This is a genomic window from Arcticibacterium sp. GJ41-1, from assembly GCF_055808875.1.
In genome coordinates this window covers 5241247-5259153 of sequence record NZ_CM147888.1, presented here as the reverse complement: position 1 = coordinate 5259153, position 17907 = coordinate 5241247, and the positions used below count along the sequence as shown (strand labels likewise).

Annotated in this window: 8 protein-coding genes; all 8 read right to left on the bottom strand. The window is 37.9% G+C overall.

Going from position 1 to position 17907, the window contains the following annotated elements; all coding sequences use genetic code 11:
- Positions 1–32: 32 nt before the first annotated feature.
- On the bottom strand, positions 33–2450 hold the full coding sequence (locus tag AC0L6O_RS21750) for an ABC transporter permease (RefSeq protein ID WP_473305336.1): 2418 nt from the start codon (positions 2448–2450) through the stop codon (positions 33–35).
- A gap of 21 nt (positions 2451–2471) precedes the next feature.
- Entirely contained in the window at positions 2472–4838 is a 2367-nt protein-coding gene (locus AC0L6O_RS21745) for an ABC transporter permease (RefSeq protein ID WP_473305335.1), read from the bottom strand.
- 45 nt (positions 4839–4883) lie between these two features.
- Positions 4884–7316, bottom strand: a complete 2433-nt coding sequence (locus AC0L6O_RS21740; protein WP_473305334.1) for an ABC transporter permease — start codon at positions 7314–7316, stop codon at positions 4884–4886.
- A gap of 203 nt (positions 7317–7519) precedes the next feature.
- Positions 7520–9898: an ABC transporter permease gene (locus tag AC0L6O_RS21735; protein ID WP_473305332.1), complete on the bottom strand. Its 2379-nt coding sequence runs from the start codon at positions 9896–9898 to the stop codon at positions 7520–7522.
- A gap of 9 nt (positions 9899–9907) precedes the next feature.
- A complete protein-coding gene (locus tag AC0L6O_RS21730; RefSeq protein WP_473305330.1) occupies positions 9908–10615 on the bottom strand; it encodes a head GIN domain-containing protein in 708 nt (235 codons plus the stop codon).
- A 25-nt stretch (positions 10616–10640) separates the two neighbouring features.
- Positions 10641–13025 carry an ABC transporter permease gene (locus tag AC0L6O_RS21725; protein ID WP_473305329.1) on the bottom strand — a complete coding sequence of 795 codons (2385 nt, stop codon included), beginning with the start codon at positions 13023–13025 and terminating at the stop codon, positions 10641–10643.
- Between the two features lie 54 nt (positions 13026–13079).
- Positions 13080–15446: an ABC transporter permease gene (locus tag AC0L6O_RS21720; RefSeq protein ID WP_473305328.1), complete on the bottom strand. Its 2367-nt coding sequence runs from the start codon at positions 15444–15446 to the stop codon at positions 13080–13082.
- Between the two features lie 2 nt (positions 15447–15448).
- Positions 15449–17830: an ABC transporter permease gene (locus AC0L6O_RS21715; RefSeq protein WP_473305326.1), complete on the bottom strand. Its 2382-nt coding sequence runs from the start codon at positions 17828–17830 to the stop codon at positions 15449–15451.
- Between the last annotated feature and the right edge of the window lie 77 nt (positions 17831–17907).

Genomic DNA, 17907 nt, shown 5'->3' with positions numbered 1-17907 from the left:
TTGCTAATTGTCAGTTCCAGCGAAGCCGAGAACTATTCACTCTTTAAGCTTTTCACAGGATTCATATTCGCAGCCTTTACGGCATGAAATGCCACCGTAAAAAAGGCAATTAGAATAGCCATAAGACCAGACAAAGTCAGCACTTTCCAGTCCACATCTACCCTATACGGAAATTTTTCTAGCCAAGAATTCATGGTATAATAAACAATGGGAGAGGCAATGCAAATAGCCACTACCACTAATACCAGAAAATCTTTGCTCATTAAACTCACTAAGGTATGAGTATCGGCACCCAAGACTTTTCTTACACCTATTTCTTTGGTTCTGTTTTTAATTACCATCAAAGCAATGGCAAAAAGCCCAATGCTAGAAAGAAGAATAGCGATGCTGGCGGCGGTCACAAATATCTTCGCAAACTTCTGTTCTTTTTTATACTGATTGTTGGTGTTTTCATTCAAAAATGAAGCTTGAAATTGAGCTTGCGGTGCGTAAGCTTGGTGTTTCTCTTCTAGCAGCTTCATGGTTTTTGCGGGGCTGTCGCCAAGCGTTCTTACCAACACATAGGAAATTCCGAAAGGTTTATTGAAAAACAAAGTTAATGGCTCTACCGTTTTATGAAGCGACTCAAAGTGGTAGTCTTTTACTATGCCGATGATGGTTTTGCCTTCGTCTAGGTCCAATCTTTTTCCAACCAAACCCTCTATTCCGCCAAGCTGTTTTGCCATGGCTTCATTTATAATGCAGGCCTCTGAGCTATCTGTGGCGTATTTTCTGTCAAAACCTCTACCAGCAATGAGGTCTAAACCCATGGTTTCTATATAGTCAAAATCTACATTGAGTCCGTTGGTTTGAATATTCTTGTCTTCTTGGGTGAAACCAAAAATGGAAGACATACTGCTGTTGTCTTTTCCTATTCCTAAGTTACCGTCAGAGCCAGAAATACTTTGAATTTGACTCTCGCCAGCAAGTGCATTTCTGTAGTAGTTTAATAAATTATAGCCGTCAATACTGTTTCCAACAGGAATACTGATGACGTGTTCCTTGTCAAAACCTAAAGGCTTGTTTTGTAAATGATTTATTTGATTCCAGATAACAAATGTGGCCGCTATCAAACCTATTGATATGGTAAATTGAACCACAATCAGGGAGTTTCTTAAGCCACCTTTTATCATGCTAGATTTTACCTTGCCTTTTAAAACGGCTACTGTTTCAAACTTTGAGACCATTAAGGCAGGATAGCCTCCGGCCAATGCCGTGATAAGCACAAAACTTAGTAAAACGGTTATCAATACACTTGCTTGGAGAAGTTGATTAAACGCTAAATGACCATTTAAGAGAGCATTTACTTCTGGAATTAGCACTAATGCGGCAGCCAATGCCAGTAAAAAAGCCATGCTGTAAGTTATAAGAGCTTCGCTCCAAAATTGCCAAATGAGCTGTTTTCTAGTAGCTCCTAAAGCTTTACGCATACCTACTTCTTTGGAGCGTTTGAAGGCTTTGGCTATAGAGAGGTTTATGAAATTTATGGACGATATGAGTATGACCAAAAAGGCAATGGCCAATAAAATATAAGGATAGTATGGGTCTGTAGGGTGGTTGCCAACTTCTTGGTCAAAATGAACTTCAGAAAAAGGTAATAAATTGGTGGTGATTATATCACCGTTTTTGTCACCAGCATAGCCTGATTCTTTGGCAAAGCTTATGTCTTCTTGGTAATATTTTTCGGTAAATGGTTTTAGTCTTTTTTCGAAGTCTGTGTAATTGATGCCTTTGGCCAATTGGATGTACAAGTCATGATTTTTCGAATTCCAGTTATCTTTTTCTGCTTTGTAGCCTGGGTAGGTTTCTATTCTTACTAAGTTCTGATTCTCAATGGAGGAGTTTTCTGGGGCATTTTGTGTGACACCATTGACCGTAAACGGTACGGAGCCCGCACCAAAGTTCACCATAACCGTTTCTCCTATTGGGTTCGCTTCGCCAAAAACACTTTTAGCGGTTTCTTGGGTTAAAACAATGTTGTTTAGCTGGCTTAATGCAGACTTTTTGCTGCCTTTTAGCATGTCAAAAGAAAACATTTCAAAATAGTCTTCGTCTACAAAATTGACATCTAAGTCAAAGTGTTTATCCCCTTTTTCAAGGTACATTCCGCCATCTAAAATTCTACTGGTATATTTTATTTCATCCGAGAACTCTGCCTTTAGAGCAGGTTGGTTTGGGTAGGGCATAGCCGTACTAAGTTCCGTCTTTTCTGGTCTATTTATTTTATGATATACTTTGTAGAGCTGTTCTTTATTGGCCTGAAAATTATCATACGAAAACTCAAAGTGAGCCGATAAAAAAAGAACAATGGCCACAAGAAACGCCACGGTTAAACCAAGCATATTGATACCAAAAAACATTTTATCGTTTTTGATATTTCTCCACGCTATTTTAAAATAATTCTTTATCATGATATTTGATTTTTCTTAAGGTTAATCATTGCTCAATGTGTCTGTAGGGTTAGCAATGGCAGATTTATAGGCAGAGGTAAAAACTAGGCAAACCGCAATACCTATGATGGAAAAAACAAGGGCAGCCATGTAAGCGTAGTTGATGCCATTATTAAACGTGAATAAGAAGTTGGTGAAAAAATAGCCCGCAAGCCAACCAAGTGGTAAGGCTATAACGGTAGCAATTAGTAGTAGCTTCACAAAACCCCAAGACATTAGAGCTGTTACTTGTGAAATAGTAGCTCCCATTACTTTTCTGATTCCAATTTCTTTGACTCTTTTTTGACTGGAATAGGTGAGGATACCCATTAGCCCCATTATTCCTATCAAAAAGATTACTCCACAAGCCCAAGCCATTACTTTCATGTCTTCTGATGGGTAATATCTTTCATAAAGGTCAGTACTTAGCCAAGAGCCAACGGCTTGGTCAAATGGGTAATAACTAGACCAAATTCCTGCAATTTCTTTTTCAAAACCTTTTTGATTTTCAACGCTACTAGTTTGTAAGCTGGCTATATGAAACATGCTTGGATTGAACTGCAGAATATTTGGCTGAATTTCAAATTGATAATTGAAATTGCAGAAGTCTTCTATTACACCATAGATTTGAACGTGCTGATTATCATTTAAGATTATTTGTTGGCCAATGGCGTCATTGATGTTTTCTATTTTTAGTCTTTTCAATGCATTTCTATTGACCAAAACAAAACTACTGGCAGAATCGGAATGGCTTTCAGGAATATTTTGCCCAGCAATAATTTCCAAGTGCATGTTCTCCACAAAATTATTATCAACAGCGTAATAATAAGCAAGGGTATTATCATCCTTTTCTTTTAGTTTAATGCCAGATTCTGCCGGAAGATTTCCGAAAGTTTGTGAGGTATATCCTATTTGTGAAACCTCCTTTAACTCGTTCAAATTCTTTTCAAGGTTTCGGTCAATTCCTTCTTTTAGTGTCAAATTATAAATACCAAGCCTATTAAAGTTGTCATTTTCATTTGCCATGTAATTAAACTGATTGTACATATGACCAATTTGAAAAACGAAGACAAGTGTTACCACAAACTGTATGACAGTGAGTACTTGTCTAAAGTTGAATTTCCCTAAGGAAGAAGGACCAATAGAGCCTTTCAGTATTTTAGCAGGGTCATATTTTGATAAGATTAATGCCGGAAATATTCCAGCCGCAGAGCCTAAGATGAGGGCAAAACAGAAGAATAATAGATAAACTAAATAGGTGTTGTCAACTTCCCAAGTTATCCATTGTACATGAATGTACTGCCTCATAATTCCAAGAATTAAAAGACCTAAACATAGAGATAAAAGAGAAATGATAATGGCTTCGGTAAGAAACTGGTAAATTAATTGAGACCTTTTTGCTCCCATTACTTTTCTGACGCCCACTTCTAGAGAGCGACTTAAGGACCTCGCTAAAGTTAGATTGGTATAATTAAAACCTGCAAGAAGTAGTATCATTAAGGGAATACTGAAATTGAAGTAGATATCCTGCATGTCTTCTACATAGGGGTTAAATTCCAGTTTTTGGATAGCTGGAGAGATGTCCGCAAAGTTTTGAAGATTGAAAGCCAAAGACTTTTGTGTGTCAGCTGAAAAAATATTATTGACTTCGGCTTCTAAGTTAGAAAGCGAATTTTGAATACTTTCCGGTTTTGAATTTGGAAAAAGTTTAATGAAGGTATGTGAATTCAGTTGGCCCCAACTTTTCCTTAAATCGCTAATAGGGTTTTGATTCTCATAAGTGGTCATGGATAGCATTATATCCGACTTAAATTGCGTTTTGGGTTTAAAAGGTTTTAGCACGCCAACTATTTTAAATTCGCCATGCGTGACATGTTCCAATGATTTGCCTACAGGATTGGCATCTCCAAAATACCATTCGGCCTTTTCATGGCTTAGCACAAGTGTGTTAGGCTCGGTTGGGTATACGCCACTTTCCAAAGGGAAGTTAAAGACTTGGAAGAATGAAGTATCAACAAAAATTGTGTTTACGCCGCTACTTTTTAGCGTATTACTGAGCTCCCAGCCAAAGTCACGTAATACATGTGTACTAACTTCAACGGCTGGATATTCATTCATTTTTTGAGCCAAAAGGAATGGAGAGGATGCGTAAGATTGTTTGCTTCCACCTTCAGAGGTCTCGTCAGTGATTATTCTGAAAATGCGGTCTCTGTCATGATGCCAATTATCAAATTCAAAAGAGCTTTGCAGCTGTAGTAAGGAGAGTAAGGCAAACGGAATTGCAATACCTAAACCCACAATATTTATGAATGAGAAAAACTTATATTTCAATAAGTTTCTGAAAGCTATTTTGAAATAATTTTTAATCATGATTAATGCTTTTGTAATGATTGCCAGTTCGAGCGAAGGCAGGAACTACTCACTCTTTAAAGATTCTACAGGATTAACCACAGCGGCTTTTATACTTTGATAGCTCACGGTCAAAATTGAAATGACAATGGCAGAGATTGCCGCTAGTGCATAAATCCAAATCGGAATATCAATTCTGTAGGAGAAGTCTTCAAGCCATTTGTTCATGATAAACCAGCCTAAAGGCAAGGCTATTAAAATAGCCACACCCACTAGCTTCAGAAAGTCGATGGTAAGTCGGTAGCTTATTTGACCTACGCTGGCTCCCATCACTTTTCTTACGCCTATTTCTTTGGTACGTTTTTCTGCGTTAAAGGCCGCTAAACCAAATAAGCCAAGGCAAGCGATTAATAGAGACAAAATGGTGAAAGTGAAAAAGATACTTCCCAAACGCTGCTCTGATTCATAAGTATTATTGAAAGAATCATCCATGAAATAATGATTAAAAGGCTGCCCAGGAGCCACAGCTTGCCATTTTTCTTCAATTTCGGCTATGGTGCTTTTAAAATCACCAGGTTTTAATCTTACGGTGAGTTTGTTCGCGTAGCTTCCGATATGCATGCTTAGTGCAGCAATGTCATCTTTAAAAGAGGAGAAATGAAAGTTTTTCACCACACCTATAATGGTAGAGTATTCTGGGTTTTCAATACCTACGCCAGTGGTCAGTCTTTTTCCAATGGCTTCTTCGGGACTTAGTCCCAAAATAGACAAAGCTGTTTCATTGACAACAATTCCGCTTGTATCTGTGCTAAAAGATTTGTCAAAAAAGCGTCCTGCCACCATCTCTAAGTTTAATGTTTTGGCATAATCGTGGTCTATTGCCCAGCTTTGCATCTGAACGGAATTGTTTTCTTCTCCAGAGCCTTCTAGTTCAAATCCATTATCACTTCTGTTTGATGGAGTAGGTAAAAAGCTACTTAGCGTGGCAGATTCTACTAAACCTAAGTTGGCAACTTGTTCTTTAAAAGACTCTACAGAAGTACCTGCAGCATAAACATCATCAATGATGAGCATCTGGTCTTTTTGGAAGCCTAAATCTTTGTTTTGAATATATTTTAACTGCTGAAATACGACCAAAGTACTTATGATTAAAAAGACAGAAATAGCAAATTGAAAAACAACCAGGGAATTTCTGATGTTTCCACCACCTATGTTCGTTTGTCCTCCGCCTTTTAATACTTTCACAGGTACAAATCTTGATAAAAAGAAAGCCGGATAGCTACCAGAGAAAAGACCAAGAAAGAGTGTTGTTAGAATTATGGTGAGCCAGAATAATGGATTGGCAAATGGGATGGTCATTTCTTTTCCCGCCAAATCGTTAAAGTAAGGCAAGGCTATAATGGCTACTATTAATGCCAGGAGTAAAGATAGAAATGAGATAAGTCCTGACTCTGTTAAGAACTGTCTAACTAAGCCAAATTTACTAGAACCGAGTGTCTTTCTTACGCCTACTTCTTTAGCTCTTTTTAAAGACTGGGCAGTAGATAGGTTCATGAAGTTTACACAAGCCAACGTCATCAGAAACAAGGCTATGAAAGAAAGAATATAAATGTTTTGCTTATCGGAGTTGGTGCTCATTTCAGCCACTCTGTTAGAGGCTAAGTGGAGGTCGGTTAAAGCTACCGTGCTGTATTTGATGTAATTTCCTTCGGCTTCAAATTGCTCTCGGTTTAGACCTGGCATAAAAGCGGCAGCCCAAGGCACCATGTATTTTTCAAAAATAATTTGAAGAGGCTCTTCAAAATCTGCAGCATTTACAGACGGAATTAATTTGATGAATGTATTGAAGTTATTACTTCCCCACTCTTGGCTTTTAGACTCTTCATAGCCCTCCATGGCCATAAAAACACTGTAGTTTCTTAAGAAAGAGTTTTTAGGTAAATCAGGAATTACGCCTGTTACTTTAAAGGTTTCTTCATTATTGATAAGGATACTTTTGCCTATGGCGGAGGTATTACCAAAGTATTTCTTTGCAGCGGTTTCACTTAAAATTGCAGTGTTTGGTTGTACAAGGGCAGTAGCCGCATCACCTTCTAATAAATCCAGACCAAAGAAACTTAAGAAGTTGGTATCAGCATAGGTGCTTTGTTCTTCTTTCTGATTTTCTGTGGTTTCGGGTCTCCTTACAAGCATACTTCCCCAAGTTCTAAATCTTGTGGTTTCTTCTACTTGGGAAAAATCGTTTTTTAAGGCTGCTGCCATTGGTGGTACAGCTACCGCAAACTCTTGTGCTTGTCCGCCAAATTTAATGTCAACATTTAAACGATGAATTCTGTCGGCATCGGCAAACATGTCATCAAAGCTTAGCTCATCATAAATGTAGAGGCCAATAAGTAGCCCACCAGCCATACCGATAGCTAAACCGAAAGTATTTAGGAAGGTGAAAAAAGGAGACTTTTTAAGGCTTCTCCATGCTATTTTAATATTGTTCTTTAACATGATTGGTCTGCGTTTAAATATGTGCTGTACAATTACATGTTTAATTTCACACACCGTGCCATGTCTATTAGTTTGCTGTTAATTAGTCTTTTATGTAAAGTGGCTAAAAGTTAAAATGTCCGAAAGCGAACATTTTGGTTTGCTTTCGGACAAGTTATGAAGTATAGAATTTATAATGCTTTTTGTCTTTTGAGAAAAAGAGCTCACTCGCTCTTTAAACTCTCCACAGGATTTACTAAGGCAGCTTTAATGGCCTGATAACTCACCGTTAAAATGGTGATTAAGATGATACCTATAAACGAGTAGATAAACACCGAATAATTGAGCTCAGCTTTATATGCATAGCCATCTAGCCATTTATTGATACCATACCAACTTAAGGGAAAAGCTATAAAAGCCGACACTAACGTTAATTTGACAAAATCGCTAGAAAGCATCAAAACGACTTTGCCCACCGAGGCTCCTAACACTTTTCTGATGCCTATTTCTTTCGCTCTTTGTTTAGCGTTAAACATGGCTAGTCCAAATAATCCTAAGCATGAAATAAGAATGGCTAATCCTGCGAAATAGCGAGAAAGTTTGGCTACTCGCTGTTCTGAGGCGTAGAGCATTTGATAATTATCATCCATAAAGGAGTAATTGAACGGGTAACCCGTGTTAAACTCATTGTAAAGGTCTTCGAGGTTTGCTATTGCCACGGCCTCTTTTCCTTTGGCAATTTTAAAGACAAATTGTGAAGTTCGTTCTGGAGAAAATCGGAAAATCATGGGTCTGATAGTCTCATGAATGGAGTTTGCGAAAAAGTCTTTTGTTACTCCTACAATGGTTTTTTCTTCGCCCCACATGTTAATTTTTTTCCCTATTGGGTTCTCTATTCCCATGGCTTTAATGGCGGTCTCATTAAATATTAGGTTTTCGTTTTCCGCTCCAAATTCACGAGAGAAGCTTCGGCCTTCTGCCATTTCTATGTTTAACGTTTCTATTAAGTCATAGTCTACGGTTTTGATGGCGTAAACCAGATTTACTTCAGGGTCGCGTCCTTGCCAGTCGAGTCCTGAGGTATTGGAGTTGTCGCCAGACTGAGCAATGGCCCCTTGAATAGCAGAGGCATTTATGATTTCTGGAAGCTCTTTGGCTCTGTTTAAAAATGCTTCCGACTTTTCCATTAAAGGCCCATCTCGCTCTATAAAGAGCACGTTTTCTCGGTCATAACCTAAGTTCATGTTTTGAATAAACTGTACCTGATTATATACCGCGAGCACGGCTACAATAAGAAAAAGCGATATGGAGAATTGAAAAACAACCAGCCCTTTTCTAGCCAAAAGTTCACTAAAAGAAGATTTTACTTTACCTTTTAAAATGCCAATGGTCGTGATTCCTGAAAGATAAAAAGCAGGATAGTAACCTGAAACTATACCTGTAATGACAGCTCCAAGAATAAGGTAAATAACCGTGAGGAGGTCTATGTCAAGAGCAATAGATTTGTCGGTGATTTCATTGAATTGTGGTAACAGTATCAAAACCAAAAACACAGCCACCACCAGAGCAAAAAGAACGGTCATGACAGATTCTGACAAAAACTGAATAATCAAACTTCCTCTGGAAGAGCCTACCGCTTTTTTAATACCAATTTCTTTTTCTCTTTTTGAGGCGGTAGCCGTGCTCAAATTCATGAAGTTGATACAGGCGATAATAAGAATGAAAATACCTATAACAGAGAAGAGTTTGACGTAATTAATCCGTCCACCGGCCTGAACTCCATTTTCATAATTGTTATACAGATAGGCATCTGAATAAGGTCTTACAAAAGCAGTAAAGCGGGTATCGTTGCTATAAGCATGTACAAAGTTTTTGATTTTGGCATTGAAAGCGTCAATATTAGTCCCTTCTTTTAATGTTAAAAAGGTGTTTGTGCCTTCGTTGCTCCATTCCTTGAAGTTTGGTACCATGTCAAAGAGGGTTCCTTTGGTAAGCACAAAATCAAATTTCATGGTGCTATTGGCTGGCACATCTTTCATGACGCCAGTAACTTTAGCTAATACACTCATGCCGAAAAAACTACAGTCAATGGTTTTACCCAAAACATCGGTAGAGTTAAACATCTTTTGGGCTAAACTTTCTGAGATTACCACCGATTCTTTTTGGTCAAAAACTTGCGAAGCATTCCCCTGAATAAGTGGATAAGTGAATATTTCAAAGAAAGGCTTGTCGGCAAAAATGGCTCCTGCCTTAACAATCTTATTGTCGGGCGTTTTTAGATTAAACTCATAGCCTTCATTTACTAGCGAAAAGAAAGTAGTTGCTTTTTCTACTTCTGGGAGGTCTTTAGCCATGGTTTCTGCCAGTAATCCTTGGGTGTCTGGATTTACAGAAATGTCGTTATTGGCTTCCTGAACTTCCATTACTTGATAAAGCTCCGTATCGTTTTCATGAAACTTATCTACGCTCAGTTCATCTTTTACCCATAGTCCAATGAGAATAAAACAGGCCAAACCAGTAGAAAGCCCAACGATGTTTATCGCAAAAGACCCTTTGCTTTTGAGGATATTCCTCCAGCCAATTTTGATGTAATTTTTAAACATAGTTTTAGCCTATCTAGCTTTTCTAATGGAGGTGTCGCCTAATGAAAGTCCCTTACTCACTTTTGGATTTCCGCTGTAAGTGATGTCAGCATCTCCTAAAGCATTTACTTTTAAATGGTTGGAAACATGAACATCAAATTCGGCATCGCCAAAGGCCATGATTTTTGTTTGATAATTAGCCATGCCCATGGTGTTTACTTCACAGTCGCCATAAACGGTAAAATCCATGTATTTTATACTTCCTGACTTAATTTTTAATGTATTGTCACCATAGATTTTACTTTCCAAAGAGAGAATGTCTACTTCGTTTATAAACAGCTCAGAGTCGCCATAGATATTAAGTTTAAAGTCTTCTGCACTTAATTTATCTTTAAATGTAATCTCTTGGTCACCTTTTAAAATTAGCTCTTCAATGTTTCTATAAGTTACCACCAAAGTAGCTTTAGTGCCATGATATGGATTGTGTTTGTCATTATCATTCCAGCCTTTGATAGATAGCTTTAATCTGTCGTTAGAAACGTCAATCAGTATTTTATCTCTGTCAATATTGGCATGTTCTATTTCCACGCTTTCTTGAGCACCTTGCTTAAATACTACTTCAATATTTGGATTGACCGTAAGCTTATCAAAATATCTAACTGATTTTTGAGCGAAGCTATTTCCTGTTCCTATTAATAAGAGAGCTCCGAGTGCAATTGCTTTTAAATTGTTTTTCATAATTGTTATAGCTTTTATTAATTCATTATTCTGTTTTCAAACTAACTACGGGGTTTACCAATGCCGCTCTGATAACCTTAAAAGAAACCGATACGGTGGCTATCAAAACCGTCAAAACTAAAGCTGCAATAAAGAGTTCGGCACCAATGGGTACTCTAAAGGTGAAATCTTGTAACCATGCTTTGCTAAGATACCAAGCCAGTGGGGCGGCAATGACAAAGGAAAGACCTATCAAAATGGTGAATTCTTTTCCAAAAATCCATAGGATGTTGGCCACGGAACCGCCTAAAACCTTTCTGACCCCAATTTCTTTGGTTTTTCGCTCTACCATAAAAGACACCAATCCGAATAAACCCATGGCTCCAATAAATATAGCAATACCAGTAAATAGCTGAATCAATGAAAGTAAGCGTTGCTCTGTTTCATAAAACTCTTTGATGTTTTCATCCAAAAACTCATAGGTAAAAACATTGTCAGGATAAGCTGAATTCCAAACTGTTTCTATGGCCTTTAAGCCATCGCTCATGTTGGCAGGGTTTAATTTCACCGCGTATGAGAATAGGACATCCTGATGTGAGCCTATTCCTACGGCAGATATGTCGCTATGCATACTTTGGTCATGAAAGTCTTTAATTACACCTACTATTGGAATGGCTTCTTCTCCAGCAACTTCCATGTATTTCCCAATGGCTTCATCAGGAGAAGCGAAGTTCATTTTCTTTAAGAAAGTTTGATTGACCAATATTTCATTCAGGGTGTCGGAGCGTCTAAGATTGCGACCAGCGACTAGTTCTAAACCAAAGGTTTTTAAATAATCTTCATCACCTGCTTTTACGTTCATTCGGAAATCTTCCTGCTCATCTTTTCCTTTAAATTTAACACTTGTACCCCAGTTACTATTGGAGGCTGGAGCGGTAAAGCAAATAGTACTGTTAAGAATGGAAGATTGATTTAATAGCCTTTCTTTGAAAGCTCTTTTATCTGCTGCTTCTTGCCCATTAGGGATGGGCAGTATTACTAGGGCTTCTTTGTTAAAACCAAGGTCTTTTTGTTGATTAAAACGCATTTGTTTTACTATCACCAGCATGCCAATAATTAAGACTTGCGATATCATAAACTGTGTTACAATAAGTGTCTTTCTAAGATTTAGGCCAGCAACATTTACATTATTCAGCTTTCCTTTAAGAGCCGTTACTGGCTCAAACTTACTGAGCAATATTCCTGGATAGGTGCCAGATACCAAGGATGCTAATGTAAAAACAAGAAAAACAAAAGCAATGAGTTTAGCATTTAGCATTTGAGCAGTGCCAATACTGGTGTCAAAAAGCTGATTTAGCTGTGGCAGCATCAACACGGCTAGCCCAAGAGCAATAACCGTAGCACTCAAGGCTATAATGGCTGTCTCCGTTAAAAACTGACCAAAAAGTTGACTTTTACGACTTCCCAAAGATTTACGAACACCCACTTCTTTAAGCCTGTTCATTACCTGTGCGGTGGCTAAATTGATAAAGTTTAGACAAGCAGATACCAACAAGAAAAGACCAATAATCCCTAAGACCCAAAGTGTTCTTTTAGGCATAGGGCCATTATAGTTTGCATTAAAATGCCAGTCGTTAATTGGCTGCATTTGATAAGTGTGAATATTGGAGCTTTCAGGCCTATATTTGGCAGGAAAAGGAGCCATGGCTTCCTCTATTTGCTCTGGATTTACACCTGGTTTAAGTTTTGCGAAGCACTGAAGACTAGAGGAAATTCCACCCCAAGAGTCGGCCGCTACATACCAGTTTTCATCCTTTTTTAAAGAAGCATATGAAACGAAAATGTCATTTTTCAAGAATGTGTTTTCAGGAATATCTTTAAGTATGGCAATGACGGTTACTAGGTCGGTATTGTCAATTTTTAGCGTTTGACCAATGGCTGCAGAGGCTTCACCAAAATACTTTTTAGCAACGCTTTCTGTCAAAAAAGCTTTGTTTGGTTCTTCAAACTCTTGGGTTAAAGAACCTTCTAGAAAAGGAAAATTGAAGATGTTGAAAAAATCAGATTCTGCGTAATAGATACCAGCATCCTCCATGATTTTCTTATTGTCGGCATAGGTGATTTGGGCATCGCCAAACTTGACTGTTCTTACTATACTTTCGTCAAAATCAAAGTCTTCTCTAAGCACAACTCCTAAAGCAGGAGGCACGGAAGATTGGTAGGAAATGACATCACGTTTTTGTTCGGTAACTATTCTATATATCCGGTCTGAATCGGTATGGAAAGAATCAAAGTCCAAATGGAAATTGATAAATGTGAAAAGTAAAATTCCAGAAGCAATACTCAGGGTCAACCCAAGAACATTGATAATACCGTAAGCCTTGTTTTTCTTAAGACTTCGGAGGGCTATTTTAAAGTAATTCTTTATCATAATAATTTATTTTTTTTCTCGAAGTGTCAGGTCGGGCGTAGTCGAGAACCTTAATTATTCACTTTTCAAACTGTCTACAGGATTTAAAAGAGCCGTTTTAACTCCTTGATAACTCACTGTTAGCAATGTGATTCCTAGGACCAAAATTCCTGCAAGTGCATACATCCACCAAGAAATGCTGATATGGTAGGCGAAGTCGCTTAGCCATTGATTTAGATAGTACCAGGATAGTGGAACGGCAATGACTAGAGCTATAAAAACCAGTTTAACAAAGTCTTTAGACATCAAATTGACCAGTCCTGCGGTACTGGCTCCAAGTACTTTTCTGATGCCTATTTCTTTGGTTCTTTGTTCCGCCATAAAAGCGGACAGGCCATAAATACCAAGGCATGAAATGAAAATGGCGAGTATGGCGAAAATATTAAATATCTGACCCATTTGCTGTTCACCATCATAAAGGTGCTCTAGGTCAGCATCTAAAAATGAATAGGTAAACGGAAACGCCGGATTTAAGTTGGCATGAATATCCTCTAATGCCGAAATGGTGTTTTGCGTTTGGTTTAGGGTAGTTTTAATGGCTAAATATTTGCCATATTTTTGTTCTCTTAGCACCAGAGGTTCTATATCGTATTGGAGAGGCTTAAAGTGAAAATCTTTCACTAATCCCACCACTATTCCGTCTGCCTCATTCCAGTTTAGCTTTTGACCAATTATCGTATTCTTATCATGCCCCATGAGCTTCATGAGGGTTTCGTTGACAATGAAGTTTTGATTGCTTTCTGCAAAATCATCACTAAAGCCTCTACCCGCTAAAATTTCTACATCAAAGAGTTTAATGAAATTAGCATCCATTCTCATATTTGGAACTACAAGACCGTCATTTTCATCTTTCCCGTCCCAAATAATATTTGTAGTACCCGTACTTAAGTTGGTCGGCAACTCATTAAATATACTGTGGTTTTCTAGCAGTGGATTTTGCTGCAATGCAGCTAATAAGGCTTCTTGTTTATCTCTTATTTCGCCATGAAAAGGAACTATTACGATGTTACTTTTATCGAAACCCAAGTTTTTGTTTTTTATAAAACTCAGCTGATTATAAATCACTGCAGTGCCTACTATTAATACCGCAGAAACGATAAACTGTGTAACCACTAAACTATTTCTAAATAGAAGATTACCGCCAGACATTTTTTTGCTACCTCGTAAAACTTTCACTGGGCTAAAACCCGATAAGTATAAGGCTGGATAGCTTCCTGAAAACAAACCTGTAACCAAAACCACCGCAAATAAGCTTAGCCAAAAGTTGGCATCAGAAACGTCTATACTTAGTGTTTTTCCTGCAATTTCATTAAAATAAGGAAGCGTAAGAAAGACAATAGCAATGGCGACCAATAAAGAGACTAAGGAAATCAAAATAGACTCACTGAGGAATTGACTGATAAGTTGGCCTCTTTCTGCACCAATAGCTTTGCGAAGCCCTACTTCTTTTGACCTTTTGGCGGAACGAGCCGTAGCCAAATTCATGAAGTTGATACATGCCACCACCAAAATAAATAAGGCAATAATGAAGAAAATATCCACATACTGCACATTCCCATGGCCAGCCACGTCAAGTTGTAAATCAGAGTATAAATGAATGTCTTCTAAAGGTTGTAATCTGTAATTGAATACAGTATTATCCATGTGCTTATGGCCAATATCGTTAATTTTAGAGGCTAAATCTGTTATGCCAGTTTCTGAAGAATTAACATTTTTATTTATTTTCAAATAAGAGTAGTAATTGAAATTCCCCCATCTTCTCTCTTTAAAATCGGGATTGCTTTCGGCTATAGAAGCCACAGAAGAGATGATATTGAACTTAAAGTGAGAGTTGGGAGGTAAGCCCTTTAAAACGCCAGAAACAACAACATTAGTTTGGTTATTGAGCTTAAGCGTCCTGCCCAGAGCTTCTTGGTTTCCAAAGTATTTTTGAGCAATTGACTCTGTCAAAACAATGGTATTAGGGGCTGTTAAAGCCGTGTTTTTATTTCCGCTTAAAAGAGGAAAGTCAAAAAAGCTAAGGAAGTTAGAATCTACATACATGAAATGCTCTTCTTCATGAACGGTGTTGTTTATATCAAAAAAGACGTTTTCGAATTTTGTGATTCTTACCATAGATTCTATTTCTGGTAACTCATCTGCCAAATGAACCGGCATACCGGCAGAAGAAACAGCGGTATAAAAGTCACTGGAGTTGACAATAAGGCGGTATGTTCTGTCCGAATCCTTATGGAAAGTATCATAGCTGACCTCGTTCTGAACCCATAGTAAGATTAGTATACTACAAGCCATCCCAACAGATAATCCTAGAATGTTTAAAAAGGAGAATGACTTACTTTTAATCAGATTTCTCCATGCTATTTTAAAGTAATTCTTAATCATAATTATTCTGATTTTAATGATTCTACTGGGTTAACTACCGCCGCTTTAATGCTCTGATAGCTTACTGTGGCTAGCGTGATAAAAAGTGCTCCAAAACCTGTTACTGCAAATGTCCACCAGGCGATGTCTGTTTTATAATCAAAAGAGCTAAGCCAATCAGTCATAAAATATGCTGAAAGAGGAGCGGCTATAAGCATAGAAATACATACCAATAGGATAAAATCTTTTGATAGCATAGCCCAAAGATTGGTTACTGTAGCACCTAAAACTTTTCTAACGCCAATTTCTTTTGACCGCTGCATGGCCATAAAACTTGCCAGACCGAATAGACCTAAACAGCTAATTAGAATGGCTAGCGAAGCAAAAATATTGATGAGCTTGCTCAGTCTTCTTAACATGTCAAATTTGGTGGCATACACCTCATCCACAAATTCATAGCTAAAAGGAGTTTCTGGGTCAAATTTTTGGAAAACACTTTCAATGCCTGCTAAAGACTTGTCAATGCTTTTGTCACCCGATAATTTTAAGTCAAAAAGCTGCATCCCAGAATTATCAACCAGATAAAACATTGGTTTTGATTGCTCGTAAGGCGAGTCAATAATCATGTTTTTAACTACACCAACTATCTCAAATGGTTCGCTGTCCCATCTTGTCATTTGACCGACTACATTGTCTTTGTTGAAAAGTGCTGCTGCGGCTTCATTGACAATAAAGGCTTTTCTTTCATCGTCAAAATCTTTGGAGAAATCGCGACCCTGAATTATTTCCCAATCGATAGTTTTTCCATAATCTTCAGAAATGTAAAAGAAAGGAACTTCTAAACTTTGCGATTTATCTCTTCCATCCCAGTCTATACCCGTGGTGGTACTTCCTAGGTAGGTAGGTGGAGTAGAAGAAGCTGCCATTTCTTCCACATGACCAGCATTCTTTAACTCTGTTTTTATCGCTTCAAAATTCTGATGTGTTTTTGGTGTAACTCTAATATAAATGAGGTTGTCTTGGCTATACCCGAGTGGTCTGTCTTTGGCAAAATTAATTTGCTGAAAAACGACTAATGTGCCTATGATGAGGGCAATACTTACGGTAAACTGAACCACCACGAGGGCTTTTCTTGGCAAAGCTGCAAACCGACTCGCTTTAAAAGTACCTTTCAAAACCTTAACAGGCTTAAAAGAGGATAAATACAAAGCAGGATAACTGCCAGATAGCAAGCCAACAAAAAGAGTAAAAGCTATCAGGATGCTCCAAAAGATAGGGTTAAGCCATTCAATTTTGATTTGTTTTCCTGCGATTTCATTAAAGCTAGGTAAGAGTGCAAAACATAAAACTACCGATATGATTAAGGCAAAAGTGGCTGTTAAAACTGATTCACTTAAATACTGAAAAACCAATTGATTTTGTTTGGAGCCAATGGCTTTTCTGATGCCTACTTCTTTCGCTTTTCGTTCTGACTGGGCAGTGCTCAAATTCATGAAGTTTATGCAAGCCAAAAACAAAACAAATAAACCAACAATACCAAAAAGCCAAACATACTCTATACTTCCACCAGCGTTAACTCCGTTTTCAAATTTTTCGTATAAATGCCATTTAGACATTGGGTGAAGGAAAACTTCTGGCTCTTGTAGGGCAAGTCTTTCGTTCAAATTACGAAGTCTGGTGTCTTTGATTTTTGCAGAAACCGTTTCTAAATCAGCATTTTTGGCCAATAAACCGTAAGTGAAAGCAAAGTTTGGTCGCCATGGGTCTTCCATAGTTTCTATCCACTCGGCTTCTCTTATTTGAAAAAGCTTCCATGGCATCACGTAAGCCAAATCTTTAAAAGTGGAGTTCTCAGGAAAGTCGCTATAAACGGCGGTAACTTTTACATCATATTTATCGTCAATGTTGATGACTTTATCCAGTGCACTTTCGTTTCCAAAGAGTGATTTGGCAACACGCTCCGAAAGCATAATGGAGTAAGGCTCTTTTAATGCGGCTTTGGTGCCGCCAATAAAATCAAAGCTTAAAATATCAGTTATTTCTTCTTCAATAAAACTACCCTGATTGAACGCCTTTTTGCTTCCAGACTTTAGCACTTCGTAACTGCCGGTAGACTGAGCAAGGTGCTCAAAATCGGAAGAATACAGTTTTCTGATTTCCGATGCCATAGGGTAGGGGTTCCATGGCTGCGTTTTCTTTTCGCCATTTCGTTTCATGTGCTGCATCACCTGAACGATACGGTCTTTTTTCTCATGTGAACCATCAAACGAAAGCTCATCATAAACCCATAAACCTATCAAAATGGCGACAGTCATGCCTAAAGCCAATCCACCAATATTTATGATAGAGAAGCCCTTGTTTTTAAGAAGGTTTCGCCAAGCGATTTTCAGGTAATTCTTTAACATAGTTGGGTTTGAGTTTATGAGTGCCATCTACTTGCACATTTAAATTCACACACCATGCCATGTCCTTTAATGTATTA